This window comes from Clostridium sp. JNZ J1-5, assembly GCF_053901425.1.
In genome coordinates, this window is record NZ_CM132773.1 from 392,716 (window position 1) to 411,984 (window position 19,269).

Below are 19,269 nucleotides of genomic sequence, written 5' to 3' on the forward strand. Positions count from 1 at the left end.
TAGTTCTGCGTAAAAGTTAGACCCCCTAAAGAATAATTCCCTCAAACCATTAGTCTGAGGGAATATATAGCACACTATCAAATTTTCATAAAAGCCTTCAAAGCCTTTAATATCAGCCTATTTATTAGCCTTACAACTGTCTCAGCAGTAGGCTCCTACCAATCATCTGTCGCTTCTCTCGGATTCTTGGGGAGCCCTTGCATGGGTGGTTGTAAAAAACTTACTTCATCACTTCGCTCTTCATAAGTTTAACAACCACCTCAACATGCGGCGTATGCGGAAACATATCCATTACCTTAACCTTATCCACCTTATAGCCTTCACTAATTAGCACTTTCAAATCCTGAACTAATGTCTTTGGATTACATGAAACGTAGATTATATCCTTAGGATTAAACTTCGCCACGTATTTTAGTGCATTAGGATGGACTCCTGGTCTTGGTGGATCTAGAATTACTATATCTGGTTTTTCTTTTATATCTACAATAGCCTTTGCTACATCTCCAGCTATAAACTGGCAATTATTAAGGCCATTTAGTTTTGCATTTTCATTAGCTGCTTTTGCAGCTTCTTCTATAAGTTCAATTCCTATAACTTTTTTAGCATTATGGGCTGATATTTGGCCTATAGTGCCTGTTCCACAGTAAAGGTCAAATACTGTCTTTGAATTTGCATCTCCCATAAATTCTCTAACTATGCTATATAACTTCTCAGCACCTTTAGAGTTTGTCTGGAAGAAAGAAAAAGGTGATATTTTAAACTTTAAACCTAGTATTTCTTCTATTATGTAGTCTCTTCCAAATAGCGTTTCTATTCTATCAGCTTGAACTACATCAGATAGTGAGTCGTTTATTGTGTGAAGTATTCCTTTTAACTCTCCCATATAGTTAAGCTCTTTAAGTATTTCGGTTATTTCAGCCATATCAAATTCTACTTGAGAAGTGGTTACTAAGTTAATTAAGATCTCTCCAGTATTTTTGCCTTTTCTGATTACTAAATTTCTAAGATAGCCTTGGTGGCTCATTATTCTATAATGAGGTAACCCAGTATTTCTAAAATAATCTAGTACAGTCTGTAATATTAATCTAAAATCGCTATCTACTATTTTGCATATATCTGCAGTTATAATACCAAAGCTTTTACCTTGAGCATGCATTCCAAGGGTAAGTTCTCCCCCTTTTTCCATATCTCCAAAGGTAAATTCCATTTTGTTTCTATATCCATAAATTTCTGGACTGCCTTCTATTCCTAGAAATTCAAATCCATCAATATTAGCTTCTTTAAATAACTTCAAAACTTGCTCTTTCTTATTTTCCAGCTGCTTTTCATATGAAATAAATTGATGACTGCAGCCTCCACACATTTCAAAAATTGAACATTCTGGCTTAACTTTATAATCTACATCTTTAATAACATTGTTTAACTTTGCTTTAGCATATTCCTTTGTTTTTTTATTTACAAAAGCTTCTACTCTCTGACCTGGAAGAGCATTTTTTATTAATACCTTTGTGCCTTCATGATATGCTACTCCAAAGCCTGGAAATTCTGTATCAACTATATCAAATTCATATACTTTTCTCTTTTTCATATGTATTCTCCTAAGTCTACTCCATTTTAGTTAATTTTAATTTAGCTAATCTTTTTCCTATAGTATTTCCTTTAGAGCTTTCCATAATGCTTGTGTATAATAGTGTCATTATTAAATATATAATTAAGAACACAGATGCTTTTTCTTTTACATAATAGCCTGCAGTTACTCTTAGAATAACATCAAATAAAATTATACCTACAACTGAAAGCGCTGCTGTGATTAATATGTCTACACTTATTGATGAAAATGCATCTTTAAAGCTTACTTTATTATTAACCCCTTCAGTATTTTTATTTTCTACTTCAATTATTTCTTCTCTAGCTATTTCTTTAGTCATTTCTTTATTAGTTGTTTCTTCATTAGCTAATTCATTTATTTTTTCATTACTTACTTCCTCATTAATTTTGTTTTCATTATTTTCTTCAATATTAACGTTTATATTTTCTTCGTCATTGCTTATGTTTGACATGTTTTTTCCTCCTTAACCATTGAAATATCACTAAAAACTATTATGCACTAGTATTGGTAATATGTAAAGCTAATATGCCACATTGTTAATAGAACGTTAAAAAAAAAGACCTCTGAAATCTTCCAGAGGTCTTATATATCTACTTAGAACCTTCTTCATAGGCTTTTGCTACATTGGCAAATCCATTCTCATTCAAAACATCTACTACAATTTTGTGTATATCTGCTGAACTTATTTTTTCACTATAATTACTATTTATTGTTTTCATAACTTTATCGGATAAAATTTTTAAATCTGATTCGTTTAAAGGTTCATCTATATCGTCTGAGGCTCCCATCATAGATAATTTCATCTTATTCGTTTCAAAATTCTGAAAATTACCATTCTTCTTTATTACTAGCAACTACTCATCCCTCCTAGATTTAATTATGCCTTTATAAACCACTTTGTAACCAAAAAGCAGGTCAATTGCCTATTCGGTCAACTGCCTGCTTGCCTACGAACTAATCATGTCAATTGCCCTAATGGTCAACTGCCATCATAAGTATAAATATTTATATATGTGATGTAAATATTTACATTAGTATAATACCTCTTTCTTGACTGCCTGTCAACAAGAAAATTTGTTATTTTAAATTAATTATGATATATTTTTATATTATAAAATTTAATTCAAAGGAAGTGTCTCTATTGGAACTAAATAAGATAAAAGGTAATACATATTATTTAGATGCTCCAACTAATATAGGTATTTATGCTTTTAAAAATAAATTTTGTTTACTTATAGATAGTGGGCTTAATAATTCTTCTGCTAAAAAGATTGATGAAGTTTTAAAAAGTAATAATCTTCACCCTAAATATATAATAAACACTCATGGCCATCTAGATCATTGTGGTGGAAATCACTACTTTAAAGAAAACTATTCTGGTACTCTCGTTTATACATCAAAAAAAGAAAAAGTTTATATGGAAAATCCAGAATTACTTTCAGTTATTGCATTTTCATCTAATCCCATAAAAAAGCTTTCTCAAAATATAAAGCCATTTGAAGTAGATTTTGTTTTGGACTATGGTACAAATAAAATTAATGATGAAAAGATTGAGATTCTACAAATGTCTGGTCATTCTCAAGAACATATAGCTGTAATAACCCCGGAAAAAGTTTGTTTTCTTGGAGACAGTATTTTTAGTCATGAAACTTTAGAAAAATACCCTTTTCCCTTCTTATTTGATATAGGTGATACTATTGAAACTTTAAATAGGGCTAAAGACATTGATGCAGATTATTTTATAATCAGTCATGGTAAAAATGTCCTTACAAAAGATGAACTTGTAGATTTAATAGACAAAAACTTATGCAATATAGAAAAACATATAAACACTATTCTAGAACTATTAGATCAACCTTGTACAAGAGAAGATATATTAGAAAACATAATAGTTTTAAATGATATTTCTGTGGGAATGAAAAAGTACATAGTGAATTTATCCTCTGTTTCTGCTTTCTTGTCCTACTTATATGGCAAAGATCTTATAGATTGTTCTATTGAAGACGGAAAGCTATATTATTTTAAAAAATAATCTACTGAAAATTACAATAGGTTATCTTAAGACCTTAATTAATAGACATAGCCATATATATCAATTATTTTGGTTTTAGGACAACCTTTATTAATTAGCTATGTTTTAAATGAATGTTGATTTTTACATTCATTTAAAACATAACCTAATAATTTTGCTGAAATAATCTAATATATAGCTCTTCCTGCCTGTCCATCTTATATGGGAAGCTTTCTCTAATTTGTTCTACAATTTTTGTATCTATTTCAGCAATTATTATTTCTTCATTATCTCGTGAACTAGCTAACACATTACCTTTAGGATCTACAATCATAGAATCTCCGCAGTATTCAATACTATCTCCATTTCCTACGCGATTTACACCAGCTATATAACATTGGTTTTCAATGGCTCTTGCCTTTAATAAAGTTATCCAAGCATCTATCCTGCTTTTAGGCCAATTTGCAATTACAATAATCAGTTCAGCTCTCTTAGAAGCTGCTTGAAATATCTCTGGAAATCTTAAATCATAGCATATAGCTGTTGATACTACAGCATCTCCTATATTAAATAAATTTATATCTGTACCTTTGTAATAAAATTTATCTTCATTTCCATATGAAAAAGGATGAATTTTTGTATAGCTGCTAATCTCTTTGCCTTCTGGAGATATGACAGCCAATTTATTTTTGCCTTTTAAATCACATTTTTCAACGTATCCAAAGCAAGTGTTTATTCCATATTTAATAGATTGATTTTTAAACCAATCTATTGTTTCATTATTTGTCTCCCCTATTTTACTAGCATTTTGAGAAAAGCCTGTAAGGGTCATCTCTGGAAATGCTATTATATCTGCTCCCTTTTCCTTAGCTTGTGCTATGAAATTTTCACATTTTATTTTGTTATTCTCTTTATCCTCCCAAAGTATATCCATTTGGGCTAATGCTATTTTCATTTTTCATCACCTCGTACATATTTATTTGGCTCTGTTTTAAATGAATGTTGATTTTTACATTCATTTAAAACTCTCCATTGTATTTAAAAAAAATATTACATTCACTTAATCTTTTATATCTTTTTATTTCATCAGTTACTTCTCCTCTCTTAAAGAAGAAGAAAGTAATAGCTTCCCATAAAAATACCCAGGCTCCTATTTGTATACCTTCTTTAAGAGTATTAAAGAACACATTTTCCTCATATAGTTTTTTCGTAAGAAATGCAGTAGAAAGGAATATAAATGCTGTAGAAGTATACTTAACAAGTCTAGTATATGCACCTTTTAAAAATTTAGATTCATTCTTAAAATATGAAGAATAATACATTCTAAAGCTGGAAACTAACATCCGCTCCCTTGATACATCCTTTTTTTCATTGGATATAGAAAAAACCACATCTAGTCCATACTTAAAAGGGATATCTTTGGAACAGTCCTCCAAAAAATCTGCTAAATTAGGGTTCATATCTCTTTTTTTGAAAGGTGCATTATCCCAATCATTAAAAACGTCTGTATACTTTTCTAGTGAAATAGGAATGATGTAGTTTCCTGTGTCAGGGTTTTTTTCATATATATTGTGCAAATAATCTCCTTTTACAATAACTTTAGCCAAGGTACATCAGATCCTCCATAATTAATAACTTAAACTAATAATATTTTTCGTCTTAAGTATATTTATATGCATTTCCCATTTTATATAGTTTTACTTAATAGCTATAATTTTATTATATTTAATTTTAGTTTTGTTTTAAATAAATATTGATTTTTACATTTATTTAAAACTTTCCATTAGTAGGTTAAGGCTGTTTTATTATACAAAAACCTCCCTATTCTTAAACATTATTTTAGAATAGAGAGGTTTTAATTTATTTTATAAACCTATAATATTACGCTTATCCTGGTAACATCCAGAATCTCAATATAAATAGTGCTGCTAGAATATACATTATAGGATGAACTTCTTTGCTTCTCTTAGTTGCCAGCTTCATAATTGGGTAAAATATTATTCCAGCTGCTATTCCGTTGGCTATGCTATAACTAAAAGGCATTATAGCTATAGTAAAAAATGCTGGCAGAGCTTCTGTGAAGTCATCAAAATTTATTTCCTTAACTGCTCCCAACATTAAAACTCCAACAATTACAAGGGCTGGAGCTGTAGCCTCTGCTGGTACAATACCAACAAGTCCTCCAAAGAAAAGTGATAAAAAGAATAAAATTCCAACAACAAAGGTTGTAAGTCCTGTTCTTCCTCCTTCTGCTATTCCTGCAGTTGACTCTACATAAGTAGCCATAGTTGGAGTACCGAAAAACGCACTTATTGTAGTGGCAACAGCATCTGATAATAGTGCTTTTCTCATATTTTTTACTTTTCCATCTTTGTCTATCATGTTAGCTTTTTGAGCTGTTCCTACAAGTGTACCTATTGTATCAAATAAATCTACCAAGCTAAAAGTTATAACTACCATGAATATACTTGTTATTGCTCCTATAAATCCACTGCCTCCATGACTTAATAATCCTTTAAAGTCAAAAGCCATGAATGTATCACCTAAGGCAGGCATTGAGAATACTTGAATTTCAGAGGCCTTAGTTATTCCCATAGGTATTCCTATTATTGTAGTAACTATTATTGAAATTAACATACCACCTCTAACATTACGTGCCATTAAAATTCCCATTATAACTATTCCAATTATAGTAAGCAATGTACTCTTATTAGTAAAATCCCCAAACTTAATTAATGTACCTGGATCTGCAACTATAACGCTGCCGCTTTTTAAGCCTATTAAAGCTATAAATAATCCAATACCACCAGTTATAGCTAATTTCAAGTTTTCTGGAAGAGATTCTACGATCTTTTCTCTTATAGATGTTACAGTTATTATAATAAATAATATTCCTGATACTAAAACTGCTGCTAATGCCTGCTGCCAAGTATATCCCAATGTTAGACAAACGCTATATGAAAAGAAAGCTGTTAATCCTATACCTGGTGCTACAGCAAAAGGTAAGTTTGCATATAATGCCATTATAATAGTTCCTATAGCTGATGCTATACATGTTCCTGCAAAAGCCGATCCAATTACTGGATCATTAAGTGCTGTAAGTGTTGCAGCTGCATCACCTTTTAATCCCGCTGCATTCATTCCAGAAAATTTTAATATGTTTGGTATAACTAGTAATGCATATGCCATAGTTATAAATGTAGTAAGTCCTGCTATTACTTCTGTTTTTACACTTGTCCTATTTTCAGATAATTTAAAGATTCTTTCAAATAGTGACTCTTTACCTGTACTTGTCTTGTTCATGTTGTCCTCCCTTTTTTTTGTGTTGGTATTCTAAAAATGTAATAAAACATTTTTAGAAATTATTAGGCATAATAAAAAGCCTAGCATTTGGAAGGTAATCCGCTGCTAGACTTATAAATATAACCATAAACAGATTTACCCATAGTGAGAAGTTTAGGCCTCCTCGTAGAAACTTTCGAACCATATTACCGAAATTATATGAGATAAATATAAATATTTAATTTTTTTATAATATTATCATTTCATTTTACATTAGTCAACATTTTATAACAAAATTCCACTATTTTCTACTCCAGAGTGAATTATCTCCTCTTCCCATATCCACTGTAAAACCTGCACTATTAATTCTTCTTTCAATGCAATTTCTGCAGTGGGCCGCCTCATCTCCAGTACATATTTTATTATCATATAGTGCATATTTTTCTCTTACTCCTTGAGGAGATAAATTAGGCATAACTACATTTCCCCCTGACTTTAGTCCCTTCTCTCTTCCTAGTGGATCTATTGTACCTAGTGCAGTAGTAGAAGGTAAAAGAACTTCTGGCAGCAATAGTCTAACAAGAGACAACATTAATATTGTAGTTTCAACTGTTCCTCCAATTTCCTTCCCTAATGGAGTATCCTTTTGAGGAATAAATGGTCCTATTCCTACCATATGAGGCTGAAGTTTTTTTAAAAACATTAAATCTTTTACATAATCTTCATTAGTCTCACCTGGGAGTCCCACCATAAATCCTGCACCAACTTGATATCCAATTTCCTTTAAATTGAATAAGCACTGTCTTCTGTTTTCAAAACTCATATTAGGATGTAGCTTTTTATATAATTCTTCAGATGCAGTTTCATGTCTTAGAAGGTAACGATCTGCCCCTGCATCATAATATCTTTTATAGGACTCATAAGACTTTTCACCTATAGATAGGGTTATTGCACAATCTTTAAATTCATCTTTTATTCTTCTAACAATCTCCACAAGCTTTTCATCACTATAAAAATCATCTTCTCCACCTTGCAGCACAAAAGTTCTGTACCCTAATCTATATCCTTCCCTGCAACATTCTAAAATTTCATCTAAATCTAATCTATACCTATCAGCATTTTTATTTAAAGCTCTTATTCCACAATAAACACAATTATTTTTGCAATAATTTGTAAATTCAATTAGTCCTCTCATAAATACTCTATTTCCATATATCCTCATTCTAGTATCATGAGCCTTAGACCTTAAATACTCCCTATCCTCTTCAGTTATGTTATTTAATAAATCTAGTAATTCCACTTCATTTAAATAATTTTCTTTATAAAGCTTGTCAATTAAATCCTTCATATTTATTCATCCTTTTTATTTTATAGATTATTTATATAAATTTTTAATCTCTACATACACTTTATCAAATCTCAAAATCTATTATGTCTATGATATATATGATAATGATAATAGTTTAAACAGTCAATAAAGCATAAAACTACATCTGCATGTTAATATAAGTAAAGTGCAAAAAAATGGCGGCATGTAAGATTGCTTGGCTAATGCATATATGCTGGCCAGTAATCTTACATGCCTTAATCAGTTGCAATTAAAAAGTACTATAGTAAATATTATGAGGACTTCAAAAAGCAAAATGATAATTTTGCATGGCGTAGCCACACTGTAAAGTTACTAAGTACATATTATTAGGCTCTGTTAGATTAAATATGTTAAAAGGATTCTACACTAATCTTTATTTTGAATTAGTATTAATATCTCTCCTATTTGTTGTGTTATATTCCACCCATTTGTTCACTTGTTCCTTATTAAAATATTTTACTCCATCAATTTTTAAAAATGGTATAAAACTATAAGTATCATAGCTATTCATTTTTTTCATTTGCGATTCTTCATAAGTTATTAAACTAATAAACTTATCTTGAGGCATATTTAAATATTCTGCTGTCTCTTTCTCTGTCATTAGTGCTTTACTATTGGTCAATGAGTATGAATCCTGATTTACATTAGTATCTTTATTGCCTCTACACATGTAACTGCCAATAAATATGCTTCCAACAATTATTGATATTGATAGAATTAGAGTACATATTAATAGTAGTTTATTTTCTTTCACAAGCAACCTCCTCATTTTTATAATACAATATAATTCAATTATGTAATAATGTGTATTATATTATACCATAATTAATTGCAATCAGAAAATACTAATACAACTTCAACAGGCTTCGCCTAAAACCATTGCACCCTCATCGGGTTAAAGCATTATGCGCTTTTTTGGTAAGTCAATTAATATAATACTTACACCGGTTAGTAAATTAGCTATAGTCTAAATAATAATTATTACCACAGTTCTCAATATATGTTTTGTATAATTAATAGCGGCCTTGATTTACCTAATTTGAAGTACCAAAAGCAGAAGGTATATAATTCATTAAGAGAATTTTGAGCGAGTTTTAGAAGTTCTTAGTTTGTGAATTTAAAAATTGTCGTAATTCCCATCTAGGACGGATGGGAGCCAGACCTGCAGTAGGACGCTGCATAGGACTGGGTAGACAATTTTTAAAGGCACAAACTTAGAACTTCTTAACACAGCGAAGATTCTCTGTTGAATTATATACCTTCGATTTTTAGTACTTTATCTTGTAGTTTTCAATGCCGCCATTTTTCAGCACCTTATTTAAAGTAGTTTACTCCTGCCTCAAATAGCTTTTGGTCTGTTTCTCCTACTACATTTTTATAGACATTCACTCCTATTCTCTCTGAGTGACCCATCTTTCCAAGAATTCTTCCATCTGGGCTTGTTATACCTTCAACTGCATACATAGAGCCATTAGGATTAAATTCTATATCATAGGTTGGATTTCCACTTAAATCCACATATTGTGTTGCAACTTGTCCATTCTTAAATAGCTTTTCAGCCATGCTTTCAGTACATACAAATCTTCCTTCTCCGTGAGATATGGCTATGCTATGCATATCCCCTGCTTTTACATTATTAAACCAAGGTGAAAGATTTGATACTACTTTTGTAGTTATGATTTTAGACATATGTCTTCCAATTTTATTATGAGTTAGAGTAGGACACTCTTCATCAATATCCCTTATTTCCCCGTAAGGAACTAATCCTAGCTTTATTAGTACTTGGAATCCATTGCATATACCTAACATTAATCCATCCTTATTATTTAAGAAATCCATTACTGCATTCTTTACCTTAGGATTTCTAAATACAGTAGCTATGAACTTTCCTGATCCATCTGGTTCATCTCCAGCACTGAATCCACCTGGAAGCATGATTATTTGAGAATCATTTATATGCTTCACCATTACTTCTATTGATTCTTCTATATCAGTTGCTGTTAAATTTCTGAATACACTTATTTCAGTTTTTCCTCCAGCTACTTTAAAAGCTTTTTCAACGTCGTACTCGCAATTTGTTCCTGGGAATACAGGAATAAATACTTTAGGTTTTGGAATTTTTATTGTAGGTGTTTTAATTGATTTTGTGTCGTATAATTTTAATTCTATACTTTCTTTTATCTCTTCAGTATTTGTTGGGAATATCTTCTCTAGTGGGCTTTCCCATTTTTCTAATAACTCATCTATCTTAATTTCAACGTTTTGAATTTTTATCTTAGGTGAACCCTGTGTAAATCCTATTAGAGAATAATTTACATCCTTAAAGTCTTCTTTTAACTCTACTTTATCTTCTATTTCTAAGATTATTGAACCATAGTCTTCTCTAAATAAATCTTTAGGTTTAATATTGTTAGAAAAGTTCACTCCTATTTTATTTCCAAAGCTCATTTTAGATACTGCTTCTGCAATACCTCCCATTCTAACACTGTGTGCTGATAGGATTAGTCCTTCATTTATAAGCTTATTAATTATATTATAGTTTTTCTTTAATTCATCAAATTTAGGTATGTTAAACTCATCCTTTGGAGCTTTTAAAAGAATAACTCTAGTTCCCTTTTTCTTAAATTCTGGAGATATAACTTTATTAGTATCTACTACATCCACAGCAAAAGCCACTAAAGTAGGTGGAACATTGATATCTTTAAAAGTTCCTGACATACTATCTTTACCACCAATTGCTGGTATTCCAAGCTCCTTTTGCGCATGGAAAGCACCAAGTAATGCACTGAAAGGTTTTCCCCATTTAACTGGATCATTTCCTAATTTCTCAAAATACTCTTGAAGAGTGAGTCTAATATTTTTATAATCTCCACCTGCTGCAACTATTTTAGTAACTGCTTCTACTACAGCATATAATGCTCCATGGAAAGGACTCCATTTACCTATTTTAGGATTATATCCATAGGACATTAATGTTCCTGTTGTTGTCTCTCCATCTAATACAGGCACTTTAAAACACATGCTCTCTGTTGGAGTGCTTCCGTATTTACCTCCAAAAGGCATTAATACCGTGGATGCTCCTATAGAATTATCAAATCTTTGTACTAATCCTTTTTGACTGCATACATTTAAATCTTGTATAGTTTCTATCCACTTATCTTTTATATTATTAAAGTCTTTTCTTTCAACTTCTAAAATCTCAGTTGGATTTTTTACCTTTATATTTATCTTTTGCTTAACTCCATTAGTGTCTAAAAAGTCTCTGCTTATGTCAACTATTGTATTTCCTCTCCAGTTCATCTTTAATCTTCTGTCATCAGTAACTCTAGCTACTTCAATAGCTTCTAAATTTTCTATATTTGCATATTTTATGAACTGTTTTGCATTTCCACTACTTACTACAACAGCCATTCTCTCCTGGGATTCTGATATGGCAAGTTCTGTTCCATCTAATCCTTCATATTTTTTTGTAACTAAATCAAGATTTATATTAAGACCTTCACTTAATTCTCCTATAGCAACAGACACTCCACCAGCACCAAAGTCATTGCATCTTTTAATAAGTTTGCTGACTTCACTATTTCTAAAAAGTCTTTGAAGCTTTCTCTCTGTAGGAGCATTTCCTTTTTGAACCTCAGCACCACAGTTTAATATAGATGATTCATCGTGTTCTTTAGATGATCCTGTTGCACCACCGCATCCGTCACGGCCAGTTCTTCCTCCAACAAGTATTATAGAATCTCCTTTAACTGGTTCTTCACGAAGAACACTTTCTTTAGGTGCAGCTGCAATTACAGCTCCTACTTCCATTCTCTTAGCCACAAAATCTTCATCATACACTTCAGTTACATGTCCTGTGGCAAGTCCTATTTGATTACCATAAGAACTATATCCATTAGCTGCCTTTATGGTTATTTGTCTTTGTGGAAGCTTTCCAGGAAGTGTTTCTTCAACAGACTTTCTAGGATCTGCACTTCCAGTTACTCTCATAGCTCCATATACAAAAGATCTTCCAGATAGAGGATCACGTATTGCTCCCCCTAAACAAGTTGCTGCTCCTCCAAAAGGCTCTATCTCTGTAGGATGGTTGTGAGTCTCATTTTTAAACATTATAAGATATTTTTCAGGTTTTCCATTTACATCTACATCACATTCAATACTACAAGCATTGATCTCATCAGATTCTTCTAGGTCATCTAAAAGCCCTCTTTTTCTTAGTTCTTTCATTCCCATTACAGCTAAATCCATAAGACATATATCTTTCTCTCTATCCTGGTATACATAATTTCTTGAATTTATATATTCCTCATAAGCATCCTTTATTGGAGCTATAAAGTCCCCTTCTTCAAACTCTACATTTTCAATTTTAGTTTGGAAGGTTGTATGTCTGCAATGATCTGACCAATAAGTGTCTATAACTTTTATCTCTGTTATAGTAGGATTTCTCTTTTCAGTATACTTAAAATACTCTTGGCAGAACTTTAAATCTTCAAAACTCATAGCAAGTCCATGTTCATCCATAAACTCTTTAAGATTATCATGGTTTTTATCTATAAATCCTTCTATTACTTCAACATCCTTTGGAACTTCCCATTCCATATCTAGACTTTCTGGCTTTTCTAGAGAAGCTTCTCTAGAGTCTACACTGTTTATATAGTAATTTTTAATCTTGTCTAATTCTTCACTAGAAATGTTTCCCTTTAGTATTATTACTTTGGCACATCTTACTATAGGCATATCATTTTGCGTTAATATTTGTATACACTGAGAAGCTGAATCAGCTCTTTGATCATATTGCCCTGGAAGATATTCTACTGCAAAAACAATTTGATTTTCTTCTATATCTATCTCTTCTTCATATATATAATCTACTACAGGCTCTGAAAAAATTGTGCCTTCCGCCTTATTGTATTCCTCTTCTGATATTCCAGATACATCATAGCGATTTAATATTCTTAAACTTTCTATAGAATTTATATTCAAGTTTTCCTTAAGATCCTTTAGTAGTCCTTTTGCTTCTACATCAAAAGGAGGTTTTTTTTCTACAAATATTCTTCTAACTTTATTTTTCATCTAAACTTCCTCCCTGGCAAAATTAGTTTTATATTAGAACTCTTTTTTCACCTATATCACTTCTATAATAAATGCCTTCAAAGTTAATCTTCTTTATCTCTTCATAAGCTGTTTTTCTAGCTTCTTCAATGGTATTTCCTACAGCTACAACATTTAATACTCTTCCACCAGAAGTTAATAGTATTCCATTTTCCTCTTTTGCTCCAGCTATAAATACTTTACAATTTACATTTTCAACTCCTGTTATCTCGAAACCTTTTTCATATATTCCAGGATATCCCTTTGATACTGCTGTAACACAACAAGCATGGGCATTCTTCCAAATTATTTTACAGCTATCTAATTGTTTATCTAAAGCCTTTAATATAACTTCTACATAGTCACTTTCCATAAGAGGTAAGACTCCCTGAGTTTCTGGATCTCCCATTCTAACATTATATTCTAAAAGATAGGTTCCTTTTTTAGTTATCATAACTCCAAAGAATATAGTGCCTATATAATCCATATTTTCTTCACTAATTCCTCTTAGTGTAGGTTCTAAAATTTCCTTATTAAAACTTTCTAAAATTTCTTCACTACAATAAAAATTAGGGACTATAGCTCCCATTCCACCTGTGTTTGGACCTCTATCGCCATCAAATATCTGTTTATGATCTTTACTAGATATGAAAGGAATTATTGTATTTCCATCAGTTATTGATAATATGGAGGCTTCTACTCCCTCTAAGAATTCTTCAATAACTATTCTAAGTCCAGCTCCGTTAAATATATCATTAATCATGAAGTCTTCTATAGCTTTTTTCCCTTCATCTTCACTTTGGCATATTACAACACCTTTTCCTGCTGCAAGTCCATCTGCTTTTATTACCACAGGGTAGTTACATTTTTTTAAGTAATATAGTGCTCCATTTACCTCTTCAAAAACTTCATATTCTGCTGTCTTAACTCCATACTTTTTCATAAAATCCTTTGAAAAACTTTTGCTTCCTTCAAGAGCAGCAGCCTTTTTAGATGGTCCAAATATTTTTAAATTGTTTTCTTTAAATATATCTACAATACCTTCAACTAAAGGTGTCTCTGGACCTACAATTGTTAGATCTATATTTTCATTTTTAGCAAACTCTAGAAGCTGATCAATTTTTTCTAAATTTATATTTTCACACTTTTCTTCTTTATCTGTGCCACCATTTCCAGGTGCACAGTATATTTTTTCTACTAAGTTGCTTTGAGATACTTTCCATGCAATAGCATGTTCACGTCCACCTGAGCCTATAATTAAAATTTTCATATACCCACACTCCTTACTAACATATGTAGAATCGATGAAAACATCGGATAAAGTTAGAGAGTTTATATAGTTTACATAGTAAACTCTAAACTCTCTAATTCATAATTAATGCTTGAAATGTCTAATTCCTGTAAACACCATAGCTATATCATTATCATTGCATGCTTTTATAGAATCTTCATCTCTAACTGAGCCCCCTGGCTGAATTATAGCTTTGATTCCAAACTCTGCAGCAGTTTTTACCACATCATCAAATGGGAAGAAAGCATCTGAAGCTAAAACTACTCCATCCTTTGCTCTCTCTAGAGCTTCTTTAGCAGCCCATATTCTATTAACTTGTCCTCCACCTATTCCTATAGCCATACCATCCTTTGCTACAACAATAGCGTTAGATTTTACATATTTGCAAACCTTCATTGCAAATACTAGATTTTTCATCTCATCTTCACTTGGTTTTTTATTTGTAACTACTTCCATCTTTTCTGCAAATAATGTATCTTCACTTTGAACTAAAATTCCGCCATCAACCTTAGCTATATTAAAATTATCCTCTGGTTTTACATTGCACTTAATTACTCTTAAGTTTTTCTTACTTCTTAGAACTTCTACAGCATCTTCATCATATTCTGGTGCTACTACGATTTCTAAGAATATTTCTACCATTTTTTCTGCTGTTTTCTTATCAACTTTTCTATTTAAGGCAACAATTCCTCCAAATATTGAAACAGGATCACAAGAAAAAGCTTTTACATAAGCATCATAAACATTATCAGCAATTGCTACTCCGCAAGGTGTATTATGCTTAAGTCCACAGCAAGCTATTTCATCAAATTCCCAAACCGTCTTCCAAGCTATATCCATATCCTTTATGTTGTTATATGAAAGTTGTTTTCCGTTTAAAATTTCGAAATTATTTATTGCACCTTTTCCGTTTGTTGCAGTGTAGTAAGCAGCAGTTTGATGAGAATTTTCACCATATCTTAAATCCATTGACTTTTTATATGAAAGAGATAAATACTCTGGATATTCTTCTTCTAAAAGGAAATTGCTTATTGCTGCATCATATGCAGACATAAGATTAAATACTTTTCCTGCAAGTTTTTTTCTTGTGTTAAAATCAACGTCTCCATTGTTTCCAATTTGATTTATTACATCTTCATAATCCACTGTATCAGTAAGAACTATTACATCTTTAAAATTCTTAGCAGCAGCTCTTATCATAGTTGGCCCGCCGATGTCAATAAACTCAACTTTTTCTTCAAATTCAAGATTTTCTTTAACCTTTTCAAAGAAAGGATATAGATTTACAACTACAATATCAATAGGCTGTATACCTTTTTCTTTAATTACTTTCATATGTTCATCATTTTCTCTTATAGCTAGTATTCCGCCGTGGATTAATGGATGTAGAGTTTTAACTCTTCCATCTAATATTTCATCAAAACCTGTAACTTCATTAACTTCAATAACTGGAATGTTATTTTCTTTTAGGTGCTTATATGTACCACCTGTTGATATTACTTCTACACCTTTATTTACTAAAAATTGCGCTAGTTCAACTACGCCTTCTTTGTTAAATACACTTATTAATGCTCTTTTTAGCATTTAGCTTCCCCCTTTAACATTTTATTTTTCTTCCTTCCATAGATAACTTTCCTTCAGAGATTAGCTTTATTGCCTCTGGTAATGCCTTATGTTCTTCAATTAACACTCTTTTTTGTAATGATTCTGGAGTATCATCATTATAAACCTCTACAGCTTTTTGAATTATAATGCTCCCTGTGTCAGTTCCTCTATCTACAAAATGAACAGTACACCCTGATATCTTTACCCCATATTCTAAAGCACTTTCATGAACTTTTATTCCATACATGCCATTACCGCAAAAGGCAGGTATAAGAGATGGGTGAATATTTATAATTCTATTTTTAAATTTATTTAAGATATCCCCCTTTAATATGGATAAATATCCTGCAAGGACAATTAAATCAACCTTTTCATCTATTAATTCTAATATTTTATCTGAGATTGAATCCCCATATTCTTTTCTGTTTAATTCAAAAGTTGTAATGTTACATTTTCTTGCCCTTTCAATTCCGAAAGCCCCGGCTCTGTCACTAATGACCATTTCTATATTACAATTCTTTAAATATCCATTTTCTATGCTATCAATTATAGATTGAAGATTGCTTCCACCCCCAGAGATGAGTACTGCTATTTTAAACATACTCCTTTTCCTCCAGCTTCTACATGTCCTATTTCGTAAGCTCTAGTTCCCATTTTCTCTATATCATTAACTATATTTTTAGCATCTTCCTTGTTAACACAAAGTACAAAACCTATGCCCATATTGAATGTATTATACATATGGCTTTCTTCAACACCTAAAGACATAATATATTTAAATATTTCAGGTACAATAAAGCTATCTTTATTTATAACAGCTTTAAAGTCTCCTTTAAACATTCTTGGAATGTTTTCATAAAATCCGCCCCCAGTTATATGAGCCATTCCCTTAATATTGTACTTTTCCATTAGTTCTAAAACCATTTTTACATATATCTTTGTTGGAGTTAATATAGCGTTTCCTATTTTATCTCCATTGAAATCTTTATCTAGGTCAACTATTAATTTTCTTATAAGAGAGTATCCATTGCTGTGAGGTCCAGAAGATTCTATACCTATAAGTACATCCCCTTCACTTATGGAACTTCCATCGATTATTTTATCCTTTTCTACGATTCCTACACAAAAACCAGCTATATCATATTCTCCTTCACTGTAAAAGCCTGGCATTTCAGCTGTTTCTCCCCCAATTAGTGAGCATCCAGCATCAGCACATCCATCACTAACACCTTTAACAATTTCCGCTGCATTTTCTGCTTCTAATTTACCACAAGCAATATAATCTAGAAAAAATAGTGGTGTAGCACCGTGGCATAATACATCATTTACACACATAGCAACACAATCAATTCCTACTGTGTCGTATTTGTTCATATCAAAAGCTACCTTTAGCTTAGTTCCAACACCATCTGTACCAGATACAAGAACTGGGTTTTTATATTTAGGAAGTTCATACATTCCTGCAAAGCTTCCTAAATTATTAAGTACAGCTGAATTATAGGTTCTCTTCGCATGTTCCTTCATAAGGCTTACTGCTTTATATCCCTCTTCTATATTCACTCCTGCTTCTTTATAATTTGCCATAATAGTACCTACCTTTCTAAATAGTCTTTTGAGTTTTCAATAGGCGCTGGCATAGGATATTCTCCACTGAAACATCCAAGACAGAATCCACTTTTTTCCTTTAAACTATTTAATAATCCATCAATGCTTAAATAACCAATGCTGTCTGCTCCTATAAGCTCTCTTATTTCTTCTACTTTATTTTGAGCTCCAATTAAGTCTTTTCTATATGGCGTATCAATTCCAAAGTAACAAGGATATTTTACTATTGGTGAGCATACTCTGAAGTGAACTTCTTTAGCTCCTGCCCTACGTAAAATTTCAACAAGCCTCTTACTTGTAGTCCCTCTTACTATAGAATCATCTATTAAAACAACTCTCTTGCCTTCAACATTTACTTTTAATACATTAAGTTTTACTGTAACAGCCCTTTCTCTCATCTTTTGAGATGGAGAAATAAAGGTTCTTCCTACATACTTATTTTTTATTAGTCCTATACCATAAGGTATTCCTGAAGCCTTTGCATATCCTACAGCCGCAGGTATCCCTGAATCAGGTACTCCAATAACTATATCTGCTTCTGCTGGAGCCTCTTTATAAAGTTCTCCTCCAGCTTCAACCCTTGCATTGTATACGCTTATTCCATCAATAGTACTGTCAGGTCTTGCAAAATATATATATTCAAAAGAACATGTCATACATTTTGTCTTCTCTGCAAATTGTATTGATTTTATTCCGCTATCATCAATAATTACTATTTCACCTGGTTCCACATCTCTTATGAACTCTGCTCCAACTGAATCCAGTGCACAGCTTTCAGAACACATTATATAGTCTTCTCCAATTTTTCCAATACACATAGGTCTTATACCATTAGGATCTCTTACTCCTATAAGCTTGTTCTCAGTAAGCATTACTATTGCATATGATCCTTTTACAGCTTGAATAGCATCTACTACAGCCGCTTCTATACCCTTTTTAGCTTTTCTTGCTATTAAGTTTAATATTACCTCGGAATCAATTGATGTATGAAATAGAACTCCAGCATCTTCTAGAAGTTCTCTTATAACATCAGCATTAACTAAATTTCCGTTATGAGCTATAGCAATAGAACCAAGCTTAAATTGGCTTACAATAGGTTGAGCATTTTCAGCTTTACTAGAACCAGTTGTAGAATATCTAACATGTCCTATAGCTGCTTTTCCTACCATGCTTGTAAGCACTGATTCTTCGAATACATCTGAAACTAACCCCATATCCTTATGACAAATTAATTTTTTCCCATCTGCCACAGCTATACCAGCACTTTCTTGGCCTCTATGCTGAAGTGCATATAATCCGTAATAAGTTAAAGTGGTTACGTCTAATTTTGACTTTGAATAAACACCAAAAACACCGCACTCTTCTTTAAACTTGTCATTTTCAATGTTAACCATAATATCCTCCAC

At 31.7% G+C, this 19,269-nt stretch carries 15 protein-coding genes and 1 riboswitch; of the genes, 1 reads left to right on the forward strand and 14 read right to left on the reverse strand.

Translation table 11 applies throughout. The features are described 5' to 3' along the window. Positions 1-220: 220 nt before the first annotated feature. From rlmD to ACWW38_RS02000, 3 genes are all read right to left on the reverse strand, one after another. Complete coding sequence (gene rlmD / locus ACWW38_RS01990; RefSeq protein ID WP_456259152.1) at positions 221-1,588, reverse strand: 23S rRNA (uracil(1939)-C(5))-methyltransferase RlmD; 1,368 nt, start codon at positions 1,586-1,588, stop codon at positions 221-223. Positions 1,589-1,604: 16 nt separating this feature from the next. Further along, positions 1,605-2,060, reverse strand: coding sequence for an RDD family protein (locus ACWW38_RS01995; protein ID WP_456259153.1), 456 nt, complete (start codon positions 2,058-2,060; stop codon positions 1,605-1,607). A 139-nt stretch (positions 2,061-2,199) separates the two neighbouring features. Next, positions 2,200-2,463: an ATP cone domain-containing protein gene (locus ACWW38_RS02000; RefSeq protein WP_456259154.1), complete on the reverse strand. Its 264-nt coding sequence runs from the start codon at positions 2,461-2,463 to the stop codon at positions 2,200-2,202. Between the two features lie 287 nt (positions 2,464-2,750). Between ACWW38_RS02000 and ACWW38_RS02005 the strand changes: the two genes are divergently transcribed. Beyond that, the gene (locus ACWW38_RS02005; RefSeq protein ID WP_456259155.1) at positions 2,751-3,641 is read left to right on the forward strand and encodes an MBL fold metallo-hydrolase; all 891 of its coding nucleotides are present in this window, start codon (positions 2,751-2,753) and stop codon (positions 3,639-3,641) included. Between the two features lie 145 nt (positions 3,642-3,786). Here the strand turns inward: ACWW38_RS02005 and ACWW38_RS02010 are convergent, their stop codons facing one another. From ACWW38_RS02010 to purF, 11 genes are all read right to left on the reverse strand, one after another. Further along, complete coding sequence (locus tag ACWW38_RS02010) at positions 3,787-4,575, reverse strand: carbon-nitrogen family hydrolase (RefSeq protein WP_456259156.1); 789 nt, start codon at positions 4,573-4,575, stop codon at positions 3,787-3,789. 64 nt (positions 4,576-4,639) lie between these two features. After that, positions 4,640-5,227 (reverse strand): hypothetical protein, encoded by a 588-nt coding sequence (locus tag ACWW38_RS02015; RefSeq protein ID WP_456259157.1) that lies wholly within the window; start codon positions 5,225-5,227, stop codon positions 4,640-4,642. Positions 5,228-5,507: 280 nt separating this feature from the next. After that, positions 5,508-6,923, reverse strand: a complete 1,416-nt coding sequence (locus ACWW38_RS02020; RefSeq protein ID WP_456259158.1) for an NCS2 family permease — start codon at positions 6,921-6,923, stop codon at positions 5,508-5,510. Positions 6,924-7,045: 122 nt separating this feature from the next. Next, a riboswitch (purine riboswitch) is annotated at positions 7,046-7,145 on the reverse strand. Between the two features lie 58 nt (positions 7,146-7,203). Next, the gene (gene hydE / locus ACWW38_RS02025) at positions 7,204-8,250 is read right to left on the reverse strand and encodes a [FeFe] hydrogenase H-cluster radical SAM maturase HydE (protein WP_456259159.1); all 1,047 of its coding nucleotides are present in this window, start codon (positions 8,248-8,250) and stop codon (positions 7,204-7,206) included. A gap of 394 nt (positions 8,251-8,644) precedes the next feature. Continuing rightward, positions 8,645-9,025 carry a hypothetical protein gene (locus ACWW38_RS02030; RefSeq protein ID WP_456259160.1) on the reverse strand — a complete coding sequence of 127 codons (381 nt, stop codon included), beginning with the start codon at positions 9,023-9,025 and terminating at the stop codon, positions 8,645-8,647. A gap of 560 nt (positions 9,026-9,585) precedes the next feature. After that, positions 9,586-13,344, reverse strand: coding sequence for a phosphoribosylformylglycinamidine synthase (locus ACWW38_RS02035; protein ID WP_456259161.1), 3,759 nt, complete (start codon positions 13,342-13,344; stop codon positions 9,586-9,588). Positions 13,345-13,372: 28 nt separating this feature from the next. After that, positions 13,373-14,632 (reverse strand): phosphoribosylamine--glycine ligase, encoded by a 1,260-nt coding sequence (purD, locus tag ACWW38_RS02040; protein ID WP_456259162.1) that lies wholly within the window; start codon positions 14,630-14,632, stop codon positions 13,373-13,375. A gap of 105 nt (positions 14,633-14,737) precedes the next feature. After that, the gene (gene purH / locus ACWW38_RS02045) at positions 14,738-16,237 is read right to left on the reverse strand and encodes a bifunctional phosphoribosylaminoimidazolecarboxamide formyltransferase/IMP cyclohydrolase (protein ID WP_456259163.1); all 1,500 of its coding nucleotides are present in this window, start codon (positions 16,235-16,237) and stop codon (positions 14,738-14,740) included. 13 nt (positions 16,238-16,250) lie between these two features. After that, positions 16,251-16,859: a phosphoribosylglycinamide formyltransferase gene (gene purN, locus ACWW38_RS02050; RefSeq protein WP_456259164.1), complete on the reverse strand. Its 609-nt coding sequence runs from the start codon at positions 16,857-16,859 to the stop codon at positions 16,251-16,253. Next, complete coding sequence (purM, locus tag ACWW38_RS02055; protein WP_456259165.1) at positions 16,847-17,842, reverse strand: phosphoribosylformylglycinamidine cyclo-ligase; 996 nt, start codon at positions 17,840-17,842, stop codon at positions 16,847-16,849. The genes purN and purM overlap by 13 nt, the downstream gene beginning before the upstream one ends. 8 nt (positions 17,843-17,850) lie before the next feature. Further along, on the reverse strand, positions 17,851-19,257 hold the full coding sequence (gene purF / locus ACWW38_RS02060; protein WP_456259166.1) for an amidophosphoribosyltransferase: 1,407 nt from the start codon (positions 19,255-19,257) through the stop codon (positions 17,851-17,853). Positions 19,258-19,269 lie beyond the last annotated feature (12 nt).